Origin of the sequence: Niabella insulisoli, assembly GCF_039652435.2 — a bacterium.
GTDB classification, from domain to species: domain Bacteria; phylum Bacteroidota; class Bacteroidia; order Chitinophagales; family Chitinophagaceae; genus Niabella; species Niabella insulamsoli.
Genome location: NZ_CP190246.1, coordinates 2,318,706 through 2,339,038, shown reverse-complemented (window position 1 = coordinate 2,339,038; position 20,333 = coordinate 2,318,706). Strand labels below are relative to the sequence as shown.

General features: G+C 40.1%; 23 protein-coding genes. 9 read left to right on the top strand and 14 right to left on the bottom strand.

Annotated features, from left to right (window positions below):
• Nucleotides 1-40 precede the first annotated feature (40 nt).
• The 5 genes from ABDK00_RS09740 to ABDK00_RS09720 all read left to right on the top strand — a co-directional run bounded on the left by ABDK00_RS09740 (nucleotide 41) and on the right by ABDK00_RS09720 (nucleotide 5,270).
• A complete protein-coding gene (locus ABDK00_RS09740; RefSeq protein WP_346239001.1) occupies nucleotides 41-697 on the top strand; it encodes a CPBP family intramembrane glutamic endopeptidase in 657 nt (218 codons plus the stop codon).
• 5 nt (nucleotides 698-702) lie between these two features.
• Complete coding sequence (locus tag ABDK00_RS09735; RefSeq protein ID WP_346239000.1) at nucleotides 703-1,536, top strand: lysostaphin resistance A-like protein; 834 nt, start codon at nucleotides 703-705, stop codon at nucleotides 1,534-1,536.
• 74 nt (nucleotides 1,537-1,610) lie between these two features.
• On the top strand, nucleotides 1,611-2,360 hold the full coding sequence (locus tag ABDK00_RS09730; RefSeq protein ID WP_346238999.1) for a hypothetical protein: 750 nt from the start codon (nucleotides 1,611-1,613) through the stop codon (nucleotides 2,358-2,360).
• A 65-nt stretch (nucleotides 2,361-2,425) separates the two neighbouring features.
• On the top strand, nucleotides 2,426-2,854 hold the full coding sequence (locus ABDK00_RS09725) for a PepSY-like domain-containing protein (protein ID WP_346238998.1): 429 nt from the start codon (nucleotides 2,426-2,428) through the stop codon (nucleotides 2,852-2,854).
• 4 nt (nucleotides 2,855-2,858) lie between these two features.
• Nucleotides 2,859-5,270 carry a TonB-dependent receptor domain-containing protein gene (locus ABDK00_RS09720; protein ID WP_346238997.1) on the top strand — a complete coding sequence of 804 codons (2,412 nt, stop codon included), beginning with the start codon at nucleotides 2,859-2,861 and terminating at the stop codon, nucleotides 5,268-5,270.
• 116 nt (nucleotides 5,271-5,386) lie between these two features.
• Here the strand turns inward: ABDK00_RS09720 and ABDK00_RS09715 are convergent, their stop codons facing one another.
• Nucleotides 5,387-5,758, bottom strand: a complete 372-nt coding sequence (locus tag ABDK00_RS09715; RefSeq protein WP_346238996.1) for a DMT family protein — start codon at nucleotides 5,756-5,758, stop codon at nucleotides 5,387-5,389.
• A 320-nt stretch (nucleotides 5,759-6,078) separates the two neighbouring features.
• Between ABDK00_RS09715 and ABDK00_RS09710 the strand changes: the two genes are divergently transcribed.
• A complete protein-coding gene (locus ABDK00_RS09710; RefSeq protein WP_346238995.1) occupies nucleotides 6,079-7,332 on the top strand; it encodes a hypothetical protein in 1,254 nt (417 codons plus the stop codon).
• Nucleotides 7,333-7,440: 108 nt separating this feature from the next.
• On the opposite strand, the gene mnhG is transcribed toward ABDK00_RS09710, so the two are convergent.
• Genes mnhG through mbhE form a run of 7 tightly spaced genes read right to left on the bottom strand, consistent with a single transcriptional unit; the run spans nucleotide 7,441 to nucleotide 13,198 of the window.
• Entirely contained in the window at nucleotides 7,441-7,869 is a 429-nt protein-coding gene (gene mnhG / locus ABDK00_RS09705; RefSeq protein WP_346238994.1) for a monovalent cation/H(+) antiporter subunit G, read from the bottom strand.
• On the bottom strand, nucleotides 7,862-8,134 hold the full coding sequence (locus tag ABDK00_RS09700) for a cation:proton antiporter (RefSeq protein WP_346238993.1): 273 nt from the start codon (nucleotides 8,132-8,134) through the stop codon (nucleotides 7,862-7,864). The genes mnhG and ABDK00_RS09700 overlap by 8 nt, the downstream gene beginning before the upstream one ends.
• Nucleotides 8,131-8,607: a Na+/H+ antiporter subunit E gene (locus tag ABDK00_RS09695; protein WP_346238992.1), complete on the bottom strand. Its 477-nt coding sequence runs from the start codon at nucleotides 8,605-8,607 to the stop codon at nucleotides 8,131-8,133. Before ABDK00_RS09695 ends, ABDK00_RS09700 begins: the two co-directional genes overlap by 4 nt.
• 9 nt (nucleotides 8,608-8,616) lie before the next feature.
• Nucleotides 8,617-10,119, bottom strand: a complete 1,503-nt coding sequence (locus ABDK00_RS09690) for a proton-conducting transporter membrane subunit (RefSeq protein ID WP_346238991.1) — start codon at nucleotides 10,117-10,119, stop codon at nucleotides 8,617-8,619.
• Nucleotides 10,116-10,472 carry an NADH-quinone oxidoreductase subunit K gene (locus ABDK00_RS09685; protein WP_346238990.1) on the bottom strand — a complete coding sequence of 119 codons (357 nt, stop codon included), beginning with the start codon at nucleotides 10,470-10,472 and terminating at the stop codon, nucleotides 10,116-10,118. The genes ABDK00_RS09690 and ABDK00_RS09685 overlap by 4 nt, the downstream gene beginning before the upstream one ends.
• A gap of 1 nt (nucleotide 10,473) precedes the next feature.
• Nucleotides 10,474-10,887 (bottom strand): Na+/H+ antiporter subunit B, encoded by a 414-nt coding sequence (locus ABDK00_RS09680; protein ID WP_346238989.1) that lies wholly within the window; start codon nucleotides 10,885-10,887, stop codon nucleotides 10,474-10,476.
• 1 nt (nucleotide 10,888) lies between these two features.
• A complete protein-coding gene (gene mbhE / locus ABDK00_RS09675) occupies nucleotides 10,889-13,198 on the bottom strand; it encodes a hydrogen gas-evolving membrane-bound hydrogenase subunit E (protein ID WP_346238988.1) in 2,310 nt (769 codons plus the stop codon).
• Between the two features lie 511 nt (nucleotides 13,199-13,709).
• Between mbhE and ABDK00_RS09670 the strand changes: the two genes are divergently transcribed.
• The 3 genes from ABDK00_RS09670 to ABDK00_RS09660 all read left to right on the top strand — a co-directional run bounded on the left by ABDK00_RS09670 (nucleotide 13,710) and on the right by ABDK00_RS09660 (nucleotide 15,786).
• Entirely contained in the window at nucleotides 13,710-14,102 is a 393-nt protein-coding gene (locus tag ABDK00_RS09670; RefSeq protein ID WP_346238987.1) for a single-stranded DNA-binding protein, read from the top strand.
• A gap of 45 nt (nucleotides 14,103-14,147) precedes the next feature.
• Nucleotides 14,148-15,221, top strand: coding sequence for a DUF932 domain-containing protein (locus tag ABDK00_RS09665; protein WP_346238986.1), 1,074 nt, complete (start codon nucleotides 14,148-14,150; stop codon nucleotides 15,219-15,221).
• 439 nt (nucleotides 15,222-15,660) lie between these two features.
• Nucleotides 15,661-15,786, top strand: a complete 126-nt coding sequence (locus ABDK00_RS09660; RefSeq protein ID WP_346238985.1) for a hypothetical protein — start codon at nucleotides 15,661-15,663, stop codon at nucleotides 15,784-15,786.
• A 3-nt stretch (nucleotides 15,787-15,789) separates the two neighbouring features.
• Here ABDK00_RS09660 and ABDK00_RS09655 read toward each other — a convergent pair whose 3' ends face one another.
• From ABDK00_RS09655 to traJ, 6 genes are all read right to left on the bottom strand, one after another.
• Nucleotides 15,790-16,065, bottom strand: a complete 276-nt coding sequence (locus ABDK00_RS09655; protein WP_346238984.1) for a molybdenum ABC transporter permease — start codon at nucleotides 16,063-16,065, stop codon at nucleotides 15,790-15,792.
• A 115-nt stretch (nucleotides 16,066-16,180) separates the two neighbouring features.
• Nucleotides 16,181-17,068: a conjugative transposon protein TraN gene (gene traN, locus ABDK00_RS09650; protein ID WP_428400321.1), complete on the bottom strand. Its 888-nt coding sequence runs from the start codon at nucleotides 17,066-17,068 to the stop codon at nucleotides 16,181-16,183.
• Between the two features lie 26 nt (nucleotides 17,069-17,094).
• On the bottom strand, nucleotides 17,095-18,384 hold the full coding sequence (gene traM / locus ABDK00_RS09645; protein WP_346238982.1) for a conjugative transposon protein TraM: 1,290 nt from the start codon (nucleotides 18,382-18,384) through the stop codon (nucleotides 17,095-17,097).
• Between the two features lie 48 nt (nucleotides 18,385-18,432).
• Entirely contained in the window at nucleotides 18,433-18,684 is a 252-nt protein-coding gene (locus tag ABDK00_RS09640; RefSeq protein ID WP_346238981.1) for a hypothetical protein, read from the bottom strand.
• Nucleotides 18,685-18,694: 10 nt separating this feature from the next.
• Nucleotides 18,695-19,318 carry a conjugative transposon protein TraK gene (gene traK, locus ABDK00_RS09635; RefSeq protein WP_346238980.1) on the bottom strand — a complete coding sequence of 208 codons (624 nt, stop codon included), beginning with the start codon at nucleotides 19,316-19,318 and terminating at the stop codon, nucleotides 18,695-18,697.
• A gap of 13 nt (nucleotides 19,319-19,331) precedes the next feature.
• Entirely contained in the window at nucleotides 19,332-20,330 is a 999-nt protein-coding gene (traJ, locus tag ABDK00_RS09630; protein WP_346238979.1) for a conjugative transposon protein TraJ, read from the bottom strand.
• Nucleotides 20,331-20,333 lie beyond the last annotated feature (3 nt).

The window sequence follows — 20,333 nt, the reverse complement described above, 5'->3', positions numbered from 1 at the left end:
AAAATTTTACTAAAATTTATTTAAACATTGCGATCAGGCAATGATAAAAATAGTACAACGAACAGTTCGGGATGTTGGGGCAATAGCGTTTCTCATCGCATTCCCGCACTTTGTACCGTTACCCTTTTATTCGTATGCTATTGTTTGCTTTCTTGTTATTTGGTTTCTTTTACGCAATGATGGCAAAACATTTCGCAGCATCGGGTTGAGCAAAAATGCGCTTACTGCAAAAGCAGTTCTCATCGGGATGGCTTCGGCTTTACTATGGATAGGATTTATGCAATTCATCTATATTCCAGTGATAAAGCACTTATTTGTTGTGCCTGACTATACAGAGTATGATTTCATCAAGGGCAATATTTTAAACCTGTTAATGATTATTACTGCTGCGTGGCTCATAGGTGGGTTCTATGAAGAAGTTGTTTTCCGGGGCTACATTCAGAATATATTGAGGAAGAGGTTTTTCAAAGGTGCTCCTGTCCTTTGGAGCGTCATTGCAACCAGCATTTTGTTTGGCCTATATCATTCGCAGCAGGATGTGTTCGGGATAGCTGCGGCCGCTCTTGGAGGGTTGTTTTGGGGCATTCTCTACACAAAATTTGATAATAATCTTTGGATACCTATCATATCTCACGCCATTTTTGATACGATCACCTTGCTTCTTATTTACTTTGACAGATTTGGTAATCTAATTTAAAACTCATGGGCATCACGATTATAAGCTTTAAGCGAAAGAGCATAAAGACCTGCTTACGTGTTCTGTTTTTCTATCTATTAAGTGTGATTATCCTGATTACTGTTTCAGGTTTAACAAAACGCTTTCCCAAAGAATATCAAGACATATACACAGCTGTGCTTTCGTCGCTACTCACTCTTGCACTGGTTATCTCATTTGCGAAATGGGAGAGGTTCAGGCTGGACCAGGCAGGAATTATGATTGGAAGGTATAGTCTGAAGAGGTTTTCAATGGGGTTCCTGATCGGTTTTTTAATGGCGGTGCTGCAAATGCTCATTACAACCTTATTTGCACATCAATATTTAAAGGTCGCTATAAATCCGGAAATTAACATTGGAGCAATCATAGCAAATGCTACACTCTATTTGTTTATTGCGCTACGGGAAGAATTGGTTTTTCGATCCTACCCTTTAAGAGCTTTAGACAAGGCATTTGGTTCTGTTGCAGCCCTATCCATTATGGTTGTGTTATTTATTTTTGAACATATAGCGTCCGGCATGAACTGGGGCATGGCTATTATTGGCTCTGGCTTGGGTGGATTATTATTTGGTTTGGCAGCTTTAAGAACAAAAGGTCTGGCTTTACCTTTGGGGCTTCATTCCGCGTGGAATTTTGGGCAATGGAGTACGGGATTTAAAAATGAAATAGGTATACTCAAAGCCGTAATCGAAAAAGGATATGAAGCGCACGTAAAAAATGTAGGCTTAGGCGCGTTCGTATTTGTAATGTGTGCAGCAATAACCTTTTTAATGTTTCTTACCCGCCGCTCAAAACTTCAGGAAAATCATTTTAAGTATTAGCACGCTACATATTCCTTTAACCTGCCTGTTTCTAAATTTCTACTAAATTAAAAAATAGCTTTGTCTGAAAAAAGATGAAGCAGTTAAATAAAGTTGCCTCTATTACCCTCTTGTTCTGGTTAATGAAGGTGGTCGCTACGACCCTTGGAGAAACTTTGGGCGATTTTATTTCGATGACGCTCAACTACGGTTATGTTATAGGTATAGCGATTACTCTTGTCGTTTTTATCATTGCCCTGTTGATACAAATCAGTGCCAAAGAATACAAGCCTGTAAAATACTGGTTGGTCATCATCGGTACGACCACATTGGGTACAGAGATTTCCGATTTTGTAGACAGGTCTTTACACCTCGGATATCTATGGGGTAGCATATTGTTAGCCGCTTGCCTTACGGGTACGCTAATGGTTTGGTACAACAAGTATAAAACCTTAGAGGTATATCCGATTTCTGAAAGAAACAAAGAGCTGTTATTTTGGTTGGCGGTATTGTTTTCCAATAGCCTCGGAACTGCTTTTGGAGACTTTTTAAGCGACAACTTAGAAATGAGCTACGTGCACGGAGCGATGATGACAGGTGTCATTATCCTGATAGTAGTGTTACTGCATTATTTTACCAAACTCAATCATATCCTGCTGTTTTGGATTGCCTTTGTTTTCACAAGACCATTTGGGGCAACATTTGGCGATTTCCTTACAAAGCCACGTGAAAAAGGAGGTCTTGCACTTGGCACGCTCAACGCTTCACTTGTTTCCATTTTTCTAATGGCAATAATGATTGCCATAGTGCACAAGAGAACAGCAACAAATCGTTTGGATAGATAGAGTGCTTCTAAATTTCTTCGAAATCTCAATAGAATTTTGTGGTCAACAAGCAAAAAAATTAAAAAATGAAAAAGTTAGCATTTCTATTGGCAGCAGTGGCAAGCGTGTCACTCGCCAATGCGCAAAAGGTTCCTCAAAAAGAAGTTCCCGTAGTTGTAAAATCGGCTTTTCAAAAAAGCTACCCCAATGCGAAGGAACTGAAATGGGAAAAAGAAAAAGCCAATTACGAGGCGGGGTTTGAAGTGGGAGAAACCGATTGTTCGGCATTGATCGATGCTTCGGGAAAAATTCTTGAAACCGAAGTGGAAATAAAAATTGATGAACTTCCGCCGAATGCCAAAGTCTATGTTGCAAAACACTACCCGGGGCAAAAAATCAAAGAGGCAGCAAAAATTACAGACAATAAAGGGGTTGTAACCTACGAAGCAGAGGTAGAAGGCAAAGACCTTATTTTCGATAATACAGGTAAATTTTTGAAAGAGGTTAAAGTCTAAGAAGATGAATAAAATTAGGTTATTTTTTGTACTCATTTCCATACTGGCGGTTTCAGTAGTCAATGCGCAGGTGTCGTCCGTTACCATTTCCGGTATCGTAAAAAACAAAGCGGATAATTCGGCCATTCCTTATGTAAATGTGGTCGTAAAAACTGAAAAAGACAATGCTTTTGTAGCCGGAACAGTGACTAATGATGAAGGTAGGTTTTCTATTGCCAATGTCAAACCCGGAAACTATCGTTTGGGAGTTTCTTTTATGGGATTTGAGAACAGGGAGGAATTTTTATTTGTCGGTAGTCTATCGGCGTTTTTGGATATTCCTGTTATTGAGCTGGGAGAACACTCAACGGTTTTGGACGGTGTGACCATATCTGCAAAAGCAAGTGATGTGAGCAACAAGCTGGATAAGAAAACCTATTCAATTGCCGATAATATCAGCCAAAGCGGAGGTTCGGTTTTACAGAGTATGCAGAACCTTCCTGGCGTTACGGTACAGGACGGTAAGGTACAGTTGCGTGGGAATGAAAAGGTTACGGTGCTGATGGACGGTAAACAGACCGCTTTAACCGGCTTTGGCAGCCAAACGGGGCTTGACAATATTCCCTCATCTGCCATTGATAAAATTGAGATTATCAACAATCCTTCTTCAAAGTATGATGCCAATGGTAATGCGGGTATCATAAATATCATAATGAAGAAGAACAAACAGGATGGGCTTAATGGTAAAGTAGGCTTGACTTACGGAACAGGCTCACTTTGGGTACGGAAAGAAAACCTGCCGACTATTAGACCGCAATATACGTTCACGCCAAAAATCAATCCATCTGTTTCACTTAATTACAGAAAAGATAAACTGAATATCTTTTTGCAGGCAGATAATTTATATACGCAAACCCTGAATAAAAACGAATTCGTAACCAGAAATTATGATGATGGAACGGTAATCAATTCACAATTGAAGCGAAACAGGAATACCAATTACCTTACCACAAAAGCAGGAATTGATTGGAACATCAACGACCAGAACACATGGACCGTTTCGGGAATGTTCGGAAGCGAAAAAATCATTGACCGTGGCGACCAGCCTTTTTTCAACTGGGATGTTTCCCAGCGTTTGCGCCTTTGGCAGTTCTTGGAGGATGAGCTTAAAACTACGGCAATGGCTACGACAGCCTACCAGCACAAGTTTAAGGAAGCAGGACATTTACTGAATGTTGGGTTCAATTATACTTTTCACAGGGAAGACGAGCAATATTTTTACGACAATTACCTGCCCTCATCCACAGGAACTGACGCTTTTAAATTATTATCTGATGAACAGGTGTATGACTTCAATATCGATTATATCAAGCCGTTGAAGTACGGACGTATTGAAACAGGTATCAAACTGAGAAACCGAAGCATCCCTACCAATATGGAGTTCAGACCTGGAGCCAATTCGGTTTTGGATATGGATGCCGGAGGCTGGGCAAACTATAAGGAATTGATACCAGCCATTTACGGAAACTACGTTTTTGAAAATGAAAAATGGGAAGCAGAATTGGGCTTGCGTATCGAGTACGTCAAAATCCAGTACGATGTTAATCCAAACCATAGCACTTATAAAAGCGACGGTTATAACTATACACAGCCGTTCCCTAATATGAGGTTAGCTTACAAGCTGAATGATAACAACAAACTTTCAGTGTTCTATAACCGCAGGGTGGACAGACCGAATGAGGTGGACATCCGCATTTTCCCTAAATATGATGACGCCGAAATTATCAAGGTAGGTAATCCTGCTTTGCGTCCGCAGTTTACAAATTCTATTGAGCTGGGATATAAGAACACTTGGAACAATGGTTATGTATATTCCGCACTGTACCATCGTTTTGCTGATGGCACCATCACGAGAATTTCAAGCACCTCGCCGGGCAGCACGTTAATATATGCCATATTCCAAAATGCAGGAAAAAGCTATAATACAGGCTTGGAAGCTATTTTGAATCAAAAAGTTTCTGATGTTTACTCCTTTAATATCAACGGAAATCTTTACCGCAACCAGATAGATGCTTTCACGGTGCAAAACCTTTATCCTGAACCTAACACTTTTTCAGCTGAACAACAATCGGCAATATCGGGCAATCTTAAACTGAACAATACTTTCCGTTTCGCAAAGGGGTGGAATGCACAACTTACGGCCGTTTATTTAGCACCTGATATCATACCTCAAGGAAAAATATTTTCGAGATTTTCTATAGATGCAGGGTTGAAGAAAAGCGTTCAGAAAGGTAAGGGCGAGATTTTCTTTATTGCAACCGATTTGCTAAATACAATGGTCATCAAACGTAGCATAGACGGATTTGGCTTCAATTATACGAGCGATGATTATTATGAAACGCAGGTAATAAGATTGGGGTATAATTATAAATTTTAAATTAAATACTATAGATACTTTTCCTTAGAGAAGAAAAGCCACTAATAATTTTCTGCAGCACCCGAACACAAAATGGATAAGGCGACAACGGTTTTATAAATTATGTTCATGGTATCTTATTTTTTGAAGATAAAGTATACTGCGGCGATCAATAGTAAAAATCCGATGAGATGATTAAGCTTGAACGTTTCGCCTTTAAAGAAAATCAACATGAAAATTGAAAAGACAGAAAGCGTAATCACTTCCTGAATGACTTTCAGCTGCCATAAATTAAAAGGTCCGCCATTTTCAGAAAATCCTATTCTATTTGCTGGTACCTGAAATATATATTCAAATAAAGCAAATCCCCAACTTAAGAGGATAATACTTAACATGCTTAAACTGCTGAGATGGTTTATTTGTTTAAACTTTAAGTGCCCATACCATGCAATTGTCATAAACGTATTCGATAGTACAAGTAATATTATGGTGGTTAAAGCTTTTCCCATTTGATAGTTTTTTATTAATAAAATGCCGCCTTGTAGTGGGCAAGATCATCAAGGGACTGTACTATTAAAGACGTCAGCATATCCGAAAACTTTGTGAGGCTAGTGTTAATAAGCTTGCTCTAACGACATCAGCATTAATTTGCCCCGGAATGCCTCCATAAATCTACTTCAAAATAATGGAGTGATTTTTTTATAATGAAAAATCCATAGACTTTATACTGCTTTTTTATGTTAGATATTGGTTTCCATATGTTTGTTGATTTTTAATTTGGATGGTTTAGGTTGATTTCGTTTCTTTAAGGCCTTCTAAACAAAAAGCTATGAAAAAAAGTACGTTGACCATTGCTAGCCTATTAATTTCTTTCACACTTTTATCGATTAGAGTTCTGGCTCAGCCCAATGCAGGAGATATGGTCGTATTAGGTATCGATGGGGTGAATGACAAAATTACTTTCGCTACGCTTGTCGATATTCCATCAGGGACAGAACTGAAAATCACCGATAGGGGATGGGATAATGCGACCAATGCATTTACAACGTCCATGACTGGTGACGGAGTTGTGACTTGGACAACCGGAGAAAATATTGATGCCGGAGATATTTTTTCATTGGTTTTAGGTGGTTCGGATAATACGCCTGCAACTGCCTTGGTAAATATCACTAAAAACACAAACCTTACAAGCCAGATTACCGTTAGCGGTTATTCGGTAACAAATACTATCGTTAGTTCCGGGGAGCAAGCATTGATTTATAGAGGTAGTGATACCAACCCTTATTTTATTTTTGGCTTAAATGCAAGTGGAAATATCAACCTCGATGCCAATTACTGGCAAACAAGTATAACGCTTAGTTTGGTTCAATCAACATTGCCAAATGGAGTCGGAAGCCAAAATAATTTAACCGCCGGGTTAAACGCTGTAGGCATATTAACCAACCCTTCTGGAACTAGCACTGCCGAACAACAGTTCGACAATGTCTATTATAATGGACCCGTTAGCCAGGGAAATAAAGCTACCTGGTTAACGCGAATTGCAAATAATGGTAATTGGACGGGTGATGACACGGGAGTTGGTACAACATCTGTAGGGACTACTTTGGGAACAAGCGCTGTGGCGCTACCGGTTATTTTTAACGGCATCTCAGCAAAGAAAGTTGATAATAAACTGACCATCTCCTGGCAGACAGTTTCAGAAAAAAACAATGATCATTTTGACGTACAGGTTTCAAAGGATGGAGTGGCCTTTGAAACGATCGCCACTGTAAAGTCCAAGGCAGCTAATGGCGACTCCGATACACCGCTGCAGTATCATTTTACAATTGATTTGACCGGAGGTGTGGCGTTGTCAGGCCTACTTATGCTGTCTGTTTTTTCAGCAGCATGTTGGAAAGCGAGAAAATGGAGGGCTAGTATTGCCGTAGCTTCACTGTTAGTGATCGCTTCCTTGAGTTGTTCTAAAGGTCGAGCGGAAATACCTACAGGTGATGAACCCATTTATCTGCGCCTGGTACAGGTAGATAAAGATGGGTCGAAAATGTACACAAAAGTAATTGCTGTCAGCAGTAGTGACAACTAAGCCGTTAATCGCGGTGCGTTAAGAAAATTTAGCTTTAATTTGCTCGTAACAAGCAGATTATTGTACTTAAGCCATTGGCGTTCTAATCTTACCAATGTGATTTTGGGGCTATTCTGTTTCTTCTTCTGTGTCTGCAATTTGATCGTCAAATCTTGAAACCGGTTTGTCAGTAGCTTCAGTGGGATCACTTTCAAGTTCGTGCGTCTCTTTGTTATACATTCCTTCAAGCTCATCAATTATGGTCTCTTTCCATAACCGGGTACCGATAAAGTAAGCGGTTCGGCCAATCAAGTGCGCTGCTATTGGTGTCGTTATGATTAAAAAGAAAACTATGGCGATTGCTTTTGTGGTAACCGACGCATCATTCGGGAACATGATAGCGGCGCAAATTAACAACAGGCCGACTCCCAGGCTCGATGCTTTTACCGTTACAGAAAGCCGCAGGTAAAAATCCGGCATCCTTAAAATGCCAATGGAGGCAAATAATATAAAAAGTGCTCCCAATGTGCTGAGCGTACCCAGTATAATGTTAATCATCTTTTTGTTTTTCTATATAATATGAAAAGGCAATGGTTCCCAGGAAAGCGATTAGCGCCAATATAATAGCAACATCGAGCAGTATCTTTTGATTTTGTTGGATACTGTAGACGGTAATAATGCCAATACCAATGGTGATGATCAGGTCAAGCGCAATAACTCGGTCCACTATTGTCGGTCCTTTAAATAAACGAATAAAGACAAGAACCACAGAAACCGTTAGGATCGGAAAAATTACGAAGTCAAAATAAGTTGATAGTGTCATCTTAATATTTCTAATAATCGGCGTTCGATGCCTTCTTTTAATTGTTTAACAAAAATTTCCGGTGTTTTAAGATACATCGCGTGGATATAAAGCGCTTTTTTATCTTCACTAATATCAAGTATAAGAGTTCCCGGCGTAAGTGAGATAAGCGTTGATAAAACATTGATCTCAAAATCTGATTGCGCAGTTAAAGGATACCGTACAATACCTGGTCGGAAAAAATATTTTGGGGTGATCACATCATATGCTACCTGAATATTCGCTTTAAGCATTTGAAATAAAAAGTAAAACGCGAAACTGAATACTTTAGGTACTCTGAAGAAATATTTCCGATCCTGCTCATTTCTATTCATGATCCATAAAACAAAAAAGCCAAGTATAAAGCCAATCAGAAATCCATTGTATGAAAGCGATCCTGTGAGTGCTACCCAAAGAAAAGATAACAATAGATTTAGCAAAAAATTCTTGATCATACACTTTCTTTAATTTTTGAATACAGCATTTATATACGAACTGGTGTCTAGCAATTCTGCCGCTATTCTTTCAGAAATCTGGACAACAGCTTCAGCGTTTAATCCTATATAAACGGAAGCTGCTGCTAAAAGCCCTATCGGTAGTAGTAAAAGTAACTTCCTTAAAACGGGCAGCGGCTCAAATTTATTTTCTTCAATAACACCATCCGGTGTTTGCTTCCAAAATATTTCAGACCACATTTTAGCAACCACATATAAAGTGACAAGGCTGCCCAGTATCAGGGCCGCAATAAAAAAATAGTTGCTATTATTAAAGGCTGCTTGAAATAAATATATTTTTGGCCAAAAACCAGAAAGCGGCGGGATGCCAACCAGGGAAAATAAAACAATCGCAACCAGTAAGGATACTTTTGGATATTCTTTATAAAGGCCTCCTAATTTTTCCATCGTAATAATGCCGCGGAGTTGCATGATAAAGCCTGAAATTAAAAATAGATTTGTTTTAACCATTATGTCGTGAATCAGATAAAAAATGGTGCCGGTCAGTGCCAGTTTGGTGAACATAGAGATACCGCCTACCATAAAACCAATATGACAAACTATTAGATAAGAGAAGAGCTGGCGTATATTCATTTTGTTAAGCGATCCAAATGCCCCTGTTAAAATGGTGAGTACGGCTATGACCATTAACAGATTTTTAGTGAAATCATCGGGAATGAATATGAGACTATTGACACGAAGCATCGCATAAATGCCCACTTTTGTGAGCAAGCCTCCAAAGGTTGCGGCTACTGCCGATGGCGGCGTGTGATAGGAAGAGGGGAGCCAAAAGTATAGAGGAAATACGGCTGATTTAATGCCAAAGCCCAGGATGAAAAATACAGAGGTAATGCCTACTAGTGATCTGTTCTGCACATTGTGCATCTTAATTGAAAGATCTGCCATATTTAATGATCCGGTCATTCCGTAAAGGATGCCAATACCAGTTAAAAAAAACATGGAAGCCAGGATATTCATTGACATATATTTTAAAGCTCCCTCCAATTGATTTCTTCTGCCACCCAGCGTCATTAAAACGAATGAGGCTATAATGATCACTTCAAACCAAACGTATAAATTAAAAATATCACCCGTTAAGAAGGCACCATTTAGCCCCATTAGTAAAAAATGGAATATGGGAAAATAACCATAAAGCATTCGTTGCCGGCTCAGGCCGGTTGCAGAAAATAGCGACACTGCGAAGCCCGCAATTGAAGTTAGCAGCACCATGACCGTCGCTAAAAGATCCGCAACGAAAACGATACTGAACGGAGCTTTCCAGTTGGAAGCATTTATTGTTAAGGTTCCCTGTGCGAATACATGGGCAAATAGCATGATGGCTGATAGCAGCGCAATAAATGCGCCTCCAATAGATAATATCCTTTGAGTAACGGTTTTACGCCAGGCCATGAGCTGAAAGATGGCAATCAACAGATGGATAAAAACCGGAGCCAAAATTAAATTACCACTCATATATCTTCTTCCTCAGGCGTGTTTAAATTGTCTAAATCATCTGTTTCTAAAAGGGCGTATACGCGCTTTAATAAAACAATAGCAAAGGAGGTTAGTGCAAAGCTGATTACAATAGCTGTTAGGATCAGAGCCTGTGGAACGGGATCTGCATAAGTTTTGTCCAAAACTTGCTGTGCGGATCCAATTATTGGAGGTTTAGCCTTAACTATAGCCCCCAGCACAAATATCAGGATGTTTGTAGCACTTCCCAATAACATAATGCCCAAAAGAAGTTTAACCAGACTTCTTCGGAGTATAAAATATATACCTCCAGTGTATAATAATCCTATCACCAGAATTAGCAGTAGTTCCATATCAATCGTCAGTTAAGGAGATCGTGAATAAAATGGTTAAAACTACGCCTATTACGACAAGATACACTCCCAAGTCAAAGGTTAGCGCAGTGCCTATTGAACCGACGATGGGAAAGTTACCTTTTAACCAAAGACCTGTCATAGGCGGTAGGCCAAAAATGACGGGCATTAAAACGCTCAACGTCGCAATCGCTAATCCTATTGGAATAAGCGATAAGGGCTTTCTGCCCAACAGTTTCATTGTAGCGTCCGTGCCATTTGCAAAGCTGTGCAAAACAAATGCGATAGAAGCAACGAGTCCGCCCACAAATCCTCCTCCGGGATAATAATGGCCCCTTAATAAAAGAAAGATCGAAAACAACAACAATATAGGGAGTAGATACCGCGTTGCTGTCTGTAAGATGCTACTTCTCATTTTACTCTTTTTCTGTCGGTTTTAATCTCAACCTTAATAAATTATAAACACCAATAGCGGCGATGCTCAACGCTACGGTTTCAAAAAGCGTATCCATACCTCGAAAGTCAACAAGGATCACATTGACCACATTTTTTCCCTTAGCCTCAGTGTAGGCATAATCGCCGTAAAAATCACTGGTAGCTGTTTCGATAGGTTCGTGATGCACTTGGAGCGCCACCATACAAAGTATCAGTCCAAAACCCAACGCTATAGCCATATCACGATACCGTTCTTTTTTAGTGCCGAGATTTAAAAAAGGAGGTAATTTATATAGAACTAATACAAATAATACGGTAGTGAGCGTGTCAATCGTAAATTGCGTCATAGCCAGGTCAGGGGCGCTGTAAAAAACAAACATTAAACAAATACAATAACCAATAACACTCATAGACACAACCGCGGTTAGCCGGGTTCGTGTCGTGAGTATTATAATAAGAGCCCCAATCAGTAGAATGGCAATAGCCACTTCATAAACACTAAGCATGGCTAAGCCATAAAAATTGATATCTATTGGTCCGCTGAGCCACAGTTTATAAGCCAGCAGTGCTTCGGCAAATAGAATAATCTGCAAATGATAGGACCTTAAATATCCGTTATGAAATTTTTGAGTATACCATTCCGAAAATTTAAAGACGGTAACTGTAATTTTTTTAAATATGAATTCCGGTGAAAAGTTTTTAAATTTTAATAGCCAGAGCGTCTTTCCCTTTATTGGCTTATTAAAGCGGTATAAGACGGCTCCCGTTACTATGGTCAAAAGGCTAAGCAACAGAACGGTATTAAAGCCATGCCATATCTTTAAATTTAGCTTTGTTTCAGTTCCAAGCATCGCTAGCACCGCTTTTTCTGCAAAAAGATTTCCAACCGTATCGGGCATAAGCCCAAATAAAACACCCAGTACAGCAAGCGTAAGAGGTGGCAGCCACATTGAAATATACGGGAGGCGTATTGTTTGATAGTGAATGGGCAGACTTCCTGTAAATGGTTTGATGCCAGCCATAAATCCAGCGGCAACCAGGCAAATATTGGTCAATACCGCAAGCGTGGTTAACCCTAATTTCCAGGAGCTGTTCGCGTGCAACGTAGCTTCGTAGATTAAATCTTTGCCTATAAATCCAAAGGTAAAAGGGAGCCCAGCGCTGGAGCATGCAGCTAAAAAGCCTGCAATGGCAACTGGTAGTAATACCTTTCGAAGGCCAGATAGTAAAGATATATCACGGGTATGTGCCGCGTGATCAATTATACCGGTAATAAGAAAAAGCGATGCTTTATATAACGCATGTACTAAAATAAATACGCTGGCAGCGATGATAGCATCCGCGGTGCCTAGGCCAATTAAAAAAGTCAAAATACCCAACGCTGAAATAGTCGAATAGGCCAGAATACTTTTAAGATCGGTGCGCAGTAGCGCGTGTATGGCCGCATACAGCATCGTGAAACCTCCTACAATCATCAACGTGTAGCTCCAGGCATTCGTGCCACCTAAGATGGGGTTAAACCGCGCAAGTAAATATATTCCCGCTTTGACCATCGTAGCCGAATGCAAATAAGCAGATACAGGTGTTGGCGCTTTCATAGCCCCCGGCAACCAAAAATGAAAAGGAAATTGCGCAGATTTTGTAAAAGCTCCGATGAAAAGCAGCGTAAGAATGAGTGGATATTGCCCGTGATTTACAATAAGGCCGCGTGCATGGATTAGTGCAGAAATATTGTATGTCCCGGCGACATCTCCTAATAAAATCAGACCCGCAAGTAAGAAAAAACCACCTAGACCCGTTACTGAAAGTGCAGTAAGAGCGCTTTTTCTGGAGTCGGGGCTGGTGTTGTTGAACCCAATTAAAAAAAATGAACTTATACTGGTAAGCTCCCAGAAAATAAAGAGCAGTAATATATTGTCAGCGAGTACCATGCCGAGCATGGCGGCCATAAATAAACTTAAATACGCGAAGAATCGGTCGAAATAGGCGTGTCCTTTCAAATAGGTTCGAGCGTAAAAGTAAACAGCTATGCCGATACCGGAAATAAGTAGCGCAAATAGTAACGACAATCCATCTAGTCGAAAATCAAGATTGATACCTAGTGAAGGAACCCAAGAAGTAGATTGGAAAATCTCCTTTCCAAGTGATATGCTTGGAAGATGGGTTAGATAATAAGAAAATATGCCAATTGGTAGTGCCGTCAATACGATACTCAATCCGGATTTAAATGTTTTTCCGAAAGGAACAAAAAAGATAGCTACGATAAGACCAGCTAGTACCGTTAAAAGCATTTATAACAGTTTTATTTTCTGACTTTTTTAAATATAGACAAAGCATCCGTTTCTGCAAAAACTAAAAAAAGCCTTAAATATGATTGCAGAGGAGCGCTTCTCCCGTAACGCTATTGATCGACCATTACTAATCTTGTACTACTTCCACAAGTTTTTATTCAAGAACCAGTATGCCGCTTTAGTTCCATTTCAAGAGCAAAGGTATGATCGTGTTTTTAACACAAGAACAAGGTCACGCCACTTTGGTTTGCCAAAAAATCTCCACCCTTGCGGGTTGTATTTGTTTGGCAAAACCTTGTTCCTGCTAAACACTAACCTTTTTAATGCTCTTAGAAACGAAACAAAGCATACTCCGGCTCTTTAGACGAATAAAAAAAATGTCAGTAATGAAAAAATACAGTATTGAAAACGGTAACAGAGTGAAACGAAACTTCAACATTTCCTCTCATTACCGAATAAATCCAAAAAAAGTAAATCCAAACAAATTTCATAACTCAGAAAAATAGAAAACATGAACATCATCGGACGACTGACAAGGGACGCACAAGTACGCACCACCTCACAGGACAAACAAGTAGTAAACTTTTCGATAGCAACCAACGACAGTTATCGTAATAAACAGGGCCAACGCATTGAGCAAACCACCTATTTCGACTGCTCATACTGGAATAGCTCGAATGTGGCTAAGATACTCACCAAAGGTGTGTTGGTAGAGTTGACGGGAAGGGTAAGTGCAAGAGCATGGACAGGTAGTGATGGAGAAACACACGCAGGACTGGATTTCCATACCTCAAATATAAAACTGCATGGAGGTGGCAGGAAATCAGAAACCGTAAAAGGTGCCGCACCAGTTGCAAGCAACGCCATATCAGGGCAAATCACTGAGGACGACCTCCCATTTTAATGAGGAGTATTAAAACATTTTTCAACATCAAAATTTTAAAGCATCATGGCACATAATATCAATCTTAATGAAAGGACTGGACGCTATTCATTCTTTAGCGTGCAGCAAAAAGCATGGCACGGTTTAGGGCAAATCGTGGAGCAATACCCGTCGAGCGAGGAAGCTATCAAATACGCAGGGTTAGATTATGAGGTGGTTAAAACCCCGTTGTTTACCAAGAGGTCTGGCATAGTTGAAATTGGTAACGAATTGGAGATTGGCAGTAGCGAACTGGAAGTTCCCAACTATTTCGCCAACATCCGCAACGATACCAATGCTGTGTTGGGTGTCGTGGGTAAAGATTATCATATTGTACAAAACTGTGAAGCCTTCAGTTTTTTTGATGCTATCGTAGGCGGTGGCGACGGTATCCTCTATGAAACAGCGGGGGCGCTAGGTAATGGAGAGCGCATTTTCATTACCGCAAAACTTCCTGATTACATTCGGGTAGGTAATGGTGATGACGTAACAGAAAAATATATCTTCCTCACCACTTCGCACGATGGTAGCGGAAGCATAACCGCAGCATTTACCCCTGTCAGGATTGTATGCCAAAATACACTTAACGCGTCACTTCGCAACATGAGCAATGTAGTACGCATCAAGCATACTTCCGGAGTAAAACAGCGTTTGGAAAACGCTCACAAGGTGATGGGCTTGGCAAATACGCTAAGCAATCAGTTAGAAGGTATTTTCAACGACTGGACCAGGGTAAAAATAACAGACAGGGAAGTAAGGAGGTTAATCCAACTTGCACTTTGCCCAAATAAGGAAACATTGAATCTGCTAAAAAACGGTGCAGAGGACGAAGTTTCCACGATCTTCAAAAATACCGTAGAGGATGCCTTTGTATACGCAATGATAAGCGATACACAGCAAATGGACACGACCAAAGGCACATTGTTCGGAGCTTACAACGCTGTTACAGGCTACTATCAGAATGTACGCAGCTATAAAAATGATGAAGCAAAGGTGCAAAGTATTGTAATGGGAGGTACGGCGCAGTTGAAAACCCAAAGGGCTTTTGAACTTTGCAGCTTGTTTGCTACAGGCGGAGCAGAAATGCTACACCTTAATTAATTAACTACAGGCTACCACTATTTATAACGGTAGCCTGTTTAAAATAAATCTATAAGAGGGCTCTAAAAGAAAAAGCCGCGCGGCAAAAAGACAGTTCCGACCGATGGTCGGGGCCGTCTTTTTGCGTTAAAGCGGTGCAACCCCTTTCTCAAAATGGTACACCCACGCACCCTTCCTTGCGACACATTTTACGAAACAGGTTGCGACATTTTTTGAGGGATATTCATGATCCCCTTCCTTGTTTTGGCGAGCTTCTTTTCTTTCCATATAGCTACTGTAGAAAAGAAGGAAAAGAACGCCGTAAATTAGAATTACACAATAAAAAGCCTATTTGTAATCGGGGTTTATTTAAAATGCTTTTCGTAACTAGCGTTTATTTTGATTAATTGCTATTTGTGATTAACAAAATATCTTATTTATGCTTTTTATATAAAGTATTATGGAGACACTATTATTTGAATTTCAGGAAAAAATTGCGCGGGAGTCATTAGATATTCAACGGTATCTCGTGCAAATTGGTTTTGGAACAATCATCCCGGTTTGGCTATTTGGTCTGATGTATTAGTACTTATTTTCTTATGGTACTTTCTGATTGCAAACTTTCTTCTAACGCTTTTTGCTTCTCATTTCGGTATGTAAATATGGAAAGAATGCCAAGTATGACAAGTACATAACCAATCCATTTGCCTATACGTTCCAGAAATCGAAAGGATAAAGATTTCTCGAAACTGGAAAAGACTTCGAGACCACTGGTGTTACGCCGATAAAATTTTCTACGGTTAATCCAATAGATGAGTAGCAGTCCTAAAACAAGTGCAATAATACCGATTACTAATACAGACATAGGTGAGGGTTTTAACTAAGTTTGAACTATAGTATGGTGTGTGAAAATAGTGAAAAGCCAGCCTTTACTAACTTAAATGGCTGGCTTTTTGGCCAGGTGATTTTATTTTAAAAACCTATTTTGCTCCTAAGTTCTTGATAAGCGATGCTTTAACCAGGTCAGAGTTTTTTACTTTTAACACCTGATGCCTGCCTCCGTTTTTTTCAAAAATTTCAATTAGTAAGATTTTGTCGTCAGCAAGTGTAAATTGATCCAGCAGAAATACGTTACGTATTGCGGATTGCCCCTTTATTTCACTGAAGGGCTGGTATTCCCGTAACGGTGTTACTATTTGCTGCTGACTTACGGTTCTCTTAGCCATTTTTTTGTCTACTATTTTGAAATGAATGAAATCAACAAGGTAGGGGATATTCGTTTTGTTTTTTAGTTCAGTATGAAAGTAAAGTTTATGATCTTTTATGTATATTCCTTTTAATGAAAACTGGATACCATAACTCCTGGATTTTCCATAGTACAGATTTTTTTTGTTCTCTCGGTAAATATTTGACAGCGTTTTATCAACCGAGCGAGGAGTAGCAGTCCCTAATTCCGGAAATAAAGCAGTGTTATTTTGAGGCTTGCCTGCCAATGCCGTTAAATCATAGTTCAGCGTTAAGGGTACCTTATCGTAGTTGACGTTAAAATTATAAAATCTGCCATTGTCGGTGATTACAGAAAAATTGGTAGCTACTTTAAATCCATCGATCGCAGCTTTTACTCTTAATACATTTTCCACACCTTCTGCTTTACCGGCAATAATATAGCCGCTACCCAGGTCTACATATCGAACCCTTGACGGAAAAATCAAATGCGTGGTTTTATCGTAAGTTACAGCTAATTGATAGGGTTCTATTTTCTTTAGCTCCGGTCTTGAAGCGTCATAACTTATGGTTTGAGCCGTAAGCATAATCGAGAACCGTGTTAGAAGGGGAAGAACGTAAAGGCATTTTAATATAAAGTTCATCTTTGTTGAGTATTTTATGAGTGTTATTATTTTTTTGAAATCAGTAGTAGTTCCAATCCGGCTTTGAGTGTGATTTTTGGAGTGCGCACCTTTTTGGCAAAATATCCGGAAATGCCTTGCACGACACTTTTACTCATATCGGCCGTTATTTGCTGACCAGGAGTGGAATTAAGCGTTACATTGGTGCCTGCATTGCTTCCCATTCCTGCAACAATATCAGTCAGGGCGCTTCTTTCAGTTGAATATGGAATATTTAACCCCGATTGTCCATCGTTATCATAGGCGATAATTTTCACCGGAATGATATTGCCCTCGTATTCGATGGAATTGATGGTGAGCTGCAGGCGGCTGTTCTGAATTTTAGGTGATGCAATAAGCAGCTGCCCTTTTGGAATTGTAAAACCAGAAATGGTTGCAGGTTCCAGGAGTCTAATGCGAACGGCGTCATTTCCTTTGATAGTTTGTTTTTCATGCACACAGGCGCGAATACTATTTTTACTAATGCGGGCTTTTTGATCGGATCCCACCGTAAAAAAGCGCAAGTTTCTGTTTTGTATCCAAGACTGAATCTGCTCCGGATCTGTATCTGCCTTAGGTAGGATAGATACTACATTTTTTTGAGCGGGCAGTATGGGAAGCTCATTGACCGTAGTTATTTTCTCAGATGCCGAATCTTCGGGCTGTTTATGTAGCTTAGACACTCCGGCTGGAAAATACCGCGAAGCCATCTGGTAAGATTTTTCCATTAGGGCTAGCTGCCGATCAATGTCATTCGTCGCAGGCTCATCATTAGATTGAGAAAGCTCCTGTTTTAATGCTTCAACTTCATTGCGCAGTCTTTGTGTCTCACTATTATCTTCACGGTAAAAAGAGGCTAAAGTGTTTTGGGCATCACGATAGCTATTTAAAGCTTTATGATCCGTGCGCTGCTGACCATTAATAAATTGTGAGTTGTTTTCGACTTCGAGAGAGCTGTCTGTTTTTTTTATTTTGCTGCTTTCATTCCAAAAATCTGACAGCGTAGCCAAGGCCTTTCTTTTTTGCTTTTCACCTTGTTCGAACTGCTCTTTTTCATACGCTTTCTGCTTACTTCCCTGAAGATTCACACCTGTTGCCTGAGGCACTATGTCGTTTAGCCCTACGTTATCTGCCTGCTGCTTTTCTTCAGAGGGGTTAAAGATGAGATACAGGCAGCCTGAAAAAGCAAGTGCCATGAGTACATAAATGGCAGGCTTTTTAAACTTTCCGATCTTATTTTTGGGGTAGTCATGAGGGTCTTGAGTATCTTTAGCAGAATCATTTTCTTTAACCGCCACACTTGCCTTTTTTGTATTATCAGTGTTCATTTTTTTAGTTTAAAATTTTTAAATAGAATCATTCGCACCAGTGGTAGATTGTTCCTTTGGTATTAATGGATTTTCAATATGCTTAAAATGGATTATTGGGTCGGGGCGTAACAAATCGATGAATACCTTAAGCATGATACCTACAGTCAGGGCCAAATAGATCGTAAATAGCAACAGCACCAGTTTTTGTTGACTTACTACGGAAAGTTTTTCCCAGCTTGCTTTGAATTTATCCAACCTACCCGTTAATAAGATGCTAAATTTTTTCATATGAGTTGTTTTATCGCTCAATCAATGCTTCGTCAGTATTCTGGATGACCCTGAATTTTTCAATATTGAAACCTTGCGGATTATTATCGGAGCGAACCGAGTTAATGAGATTGCATGAAGTAATCAGGCTACGACGGGTGATATTACTGGAGCGTATAATAAATTGTTTGGAATAAGTAGTAGCGGTATAGGGATAATGGTCAAAATTGCATATTACACTATCGACTTCTATACGCTGCTGGATATTACCTGATATGATACGATTGTAATATCCCTTCTCTAATAAATCTTTATAGTAGTCGAAAACAGACTTATCGGCCATATTAAAAGCCCGCTGCATATTATTTTCGATCGCATTTTTATCTGGTGCTATGGTGAAAAAAAGCTCATGGAAACGACGGACATGCTCACGGGCTTCGACCGGCCTGTTAATAGCTGCATCCTGGGATAAAGCCACCATCAGCGATTTACCTTTGTCCAATACATATATTTTTTTTCGTTGCAGCTCGGCAAATCGGTAGGACTGCCAAACAGCAAAACCTGTCACACTGATACAAATAGCGGCAAACACTATAGCATACAATCTTATCTGTCTAAAGCTGTTTTCGATATTTCTTAGCGTTTTAAATTCCATAATTTGAAAATGATTAATGTTTGTTTATAAGCCGGCCTCCGATATTACCAGCGGCCGCGCCGGTTCCGGCACCAGCTAGATTGCCTGTTTTTGTGGCTGTTTGGTTCACGTTGCGCATGAAGTTTCCGGCACCACCTGCTTGTATCACCCAGCCTGCGACTGTTGGAACCGTGAAGTAGCCCACTATGCCAATCAACATAAAAATGATATATACGGTATCAGATGTGTCAGGTATATAAGTGGGGTCGGCCAGCATCTCTATATCCCGTTCCAGTATCAGCGACTGTATTTTTGCGAGAATAGAGCTGAACATATCCGAAATGGGTAACCATAGGTAGACGCTTATATACCGGGTCAGCCACTGCGTCAGAGTTGTTTGAAATCCATCCCATACGCTTATCGCAAAAGCAATAGGCCCGAGTATGGATAGTACAATGAGAAAGAAAGTGCGTATCGTGTCTATCACGAGTGCCGCAGCCTGAAAAAGAATTTCCAGCAGATCCCGAAACCACTCTTTAATAGCTTTCTCCATCTTGTAGGCTTGCCTGTCCAGGTACATGCCGGTCATCGTTGCCAGATCGGACGGCGACCACCCGAGTTCCTCCAGTTTTTTATCGAACTCCTCATCACTTACCAGATAGGCCGTTTCCGGATTGCGAAGCATGGCTTCCCGCTCTAACTGATCTTTTTGTTCTTGTAACTTATTTAAGTCCAGGACTTGGCCTTCCAGCATTGCATGGGTACCTTTTACTACAGGCGATATAACCATATTGATAGTGCCTAAAACTATTGTAGGAAAAAACATGATGCAAAGGCCGATCGCAAAGGGACGTAGCATCGGAAATACATCTATGGGTTCCGCTCGGCTCAAGGCCTGCCATACTTTTAGCGCAACATAGAATAGTGCACCCAAGCCAGCCAGACCTTTAGCAACGCCGGCCATTTGCCCGGAGAGCGGTAACATCTCTTCATATAAAGAGCGCAACAGTTCATGCAGATTATTAAAGTCCATGGC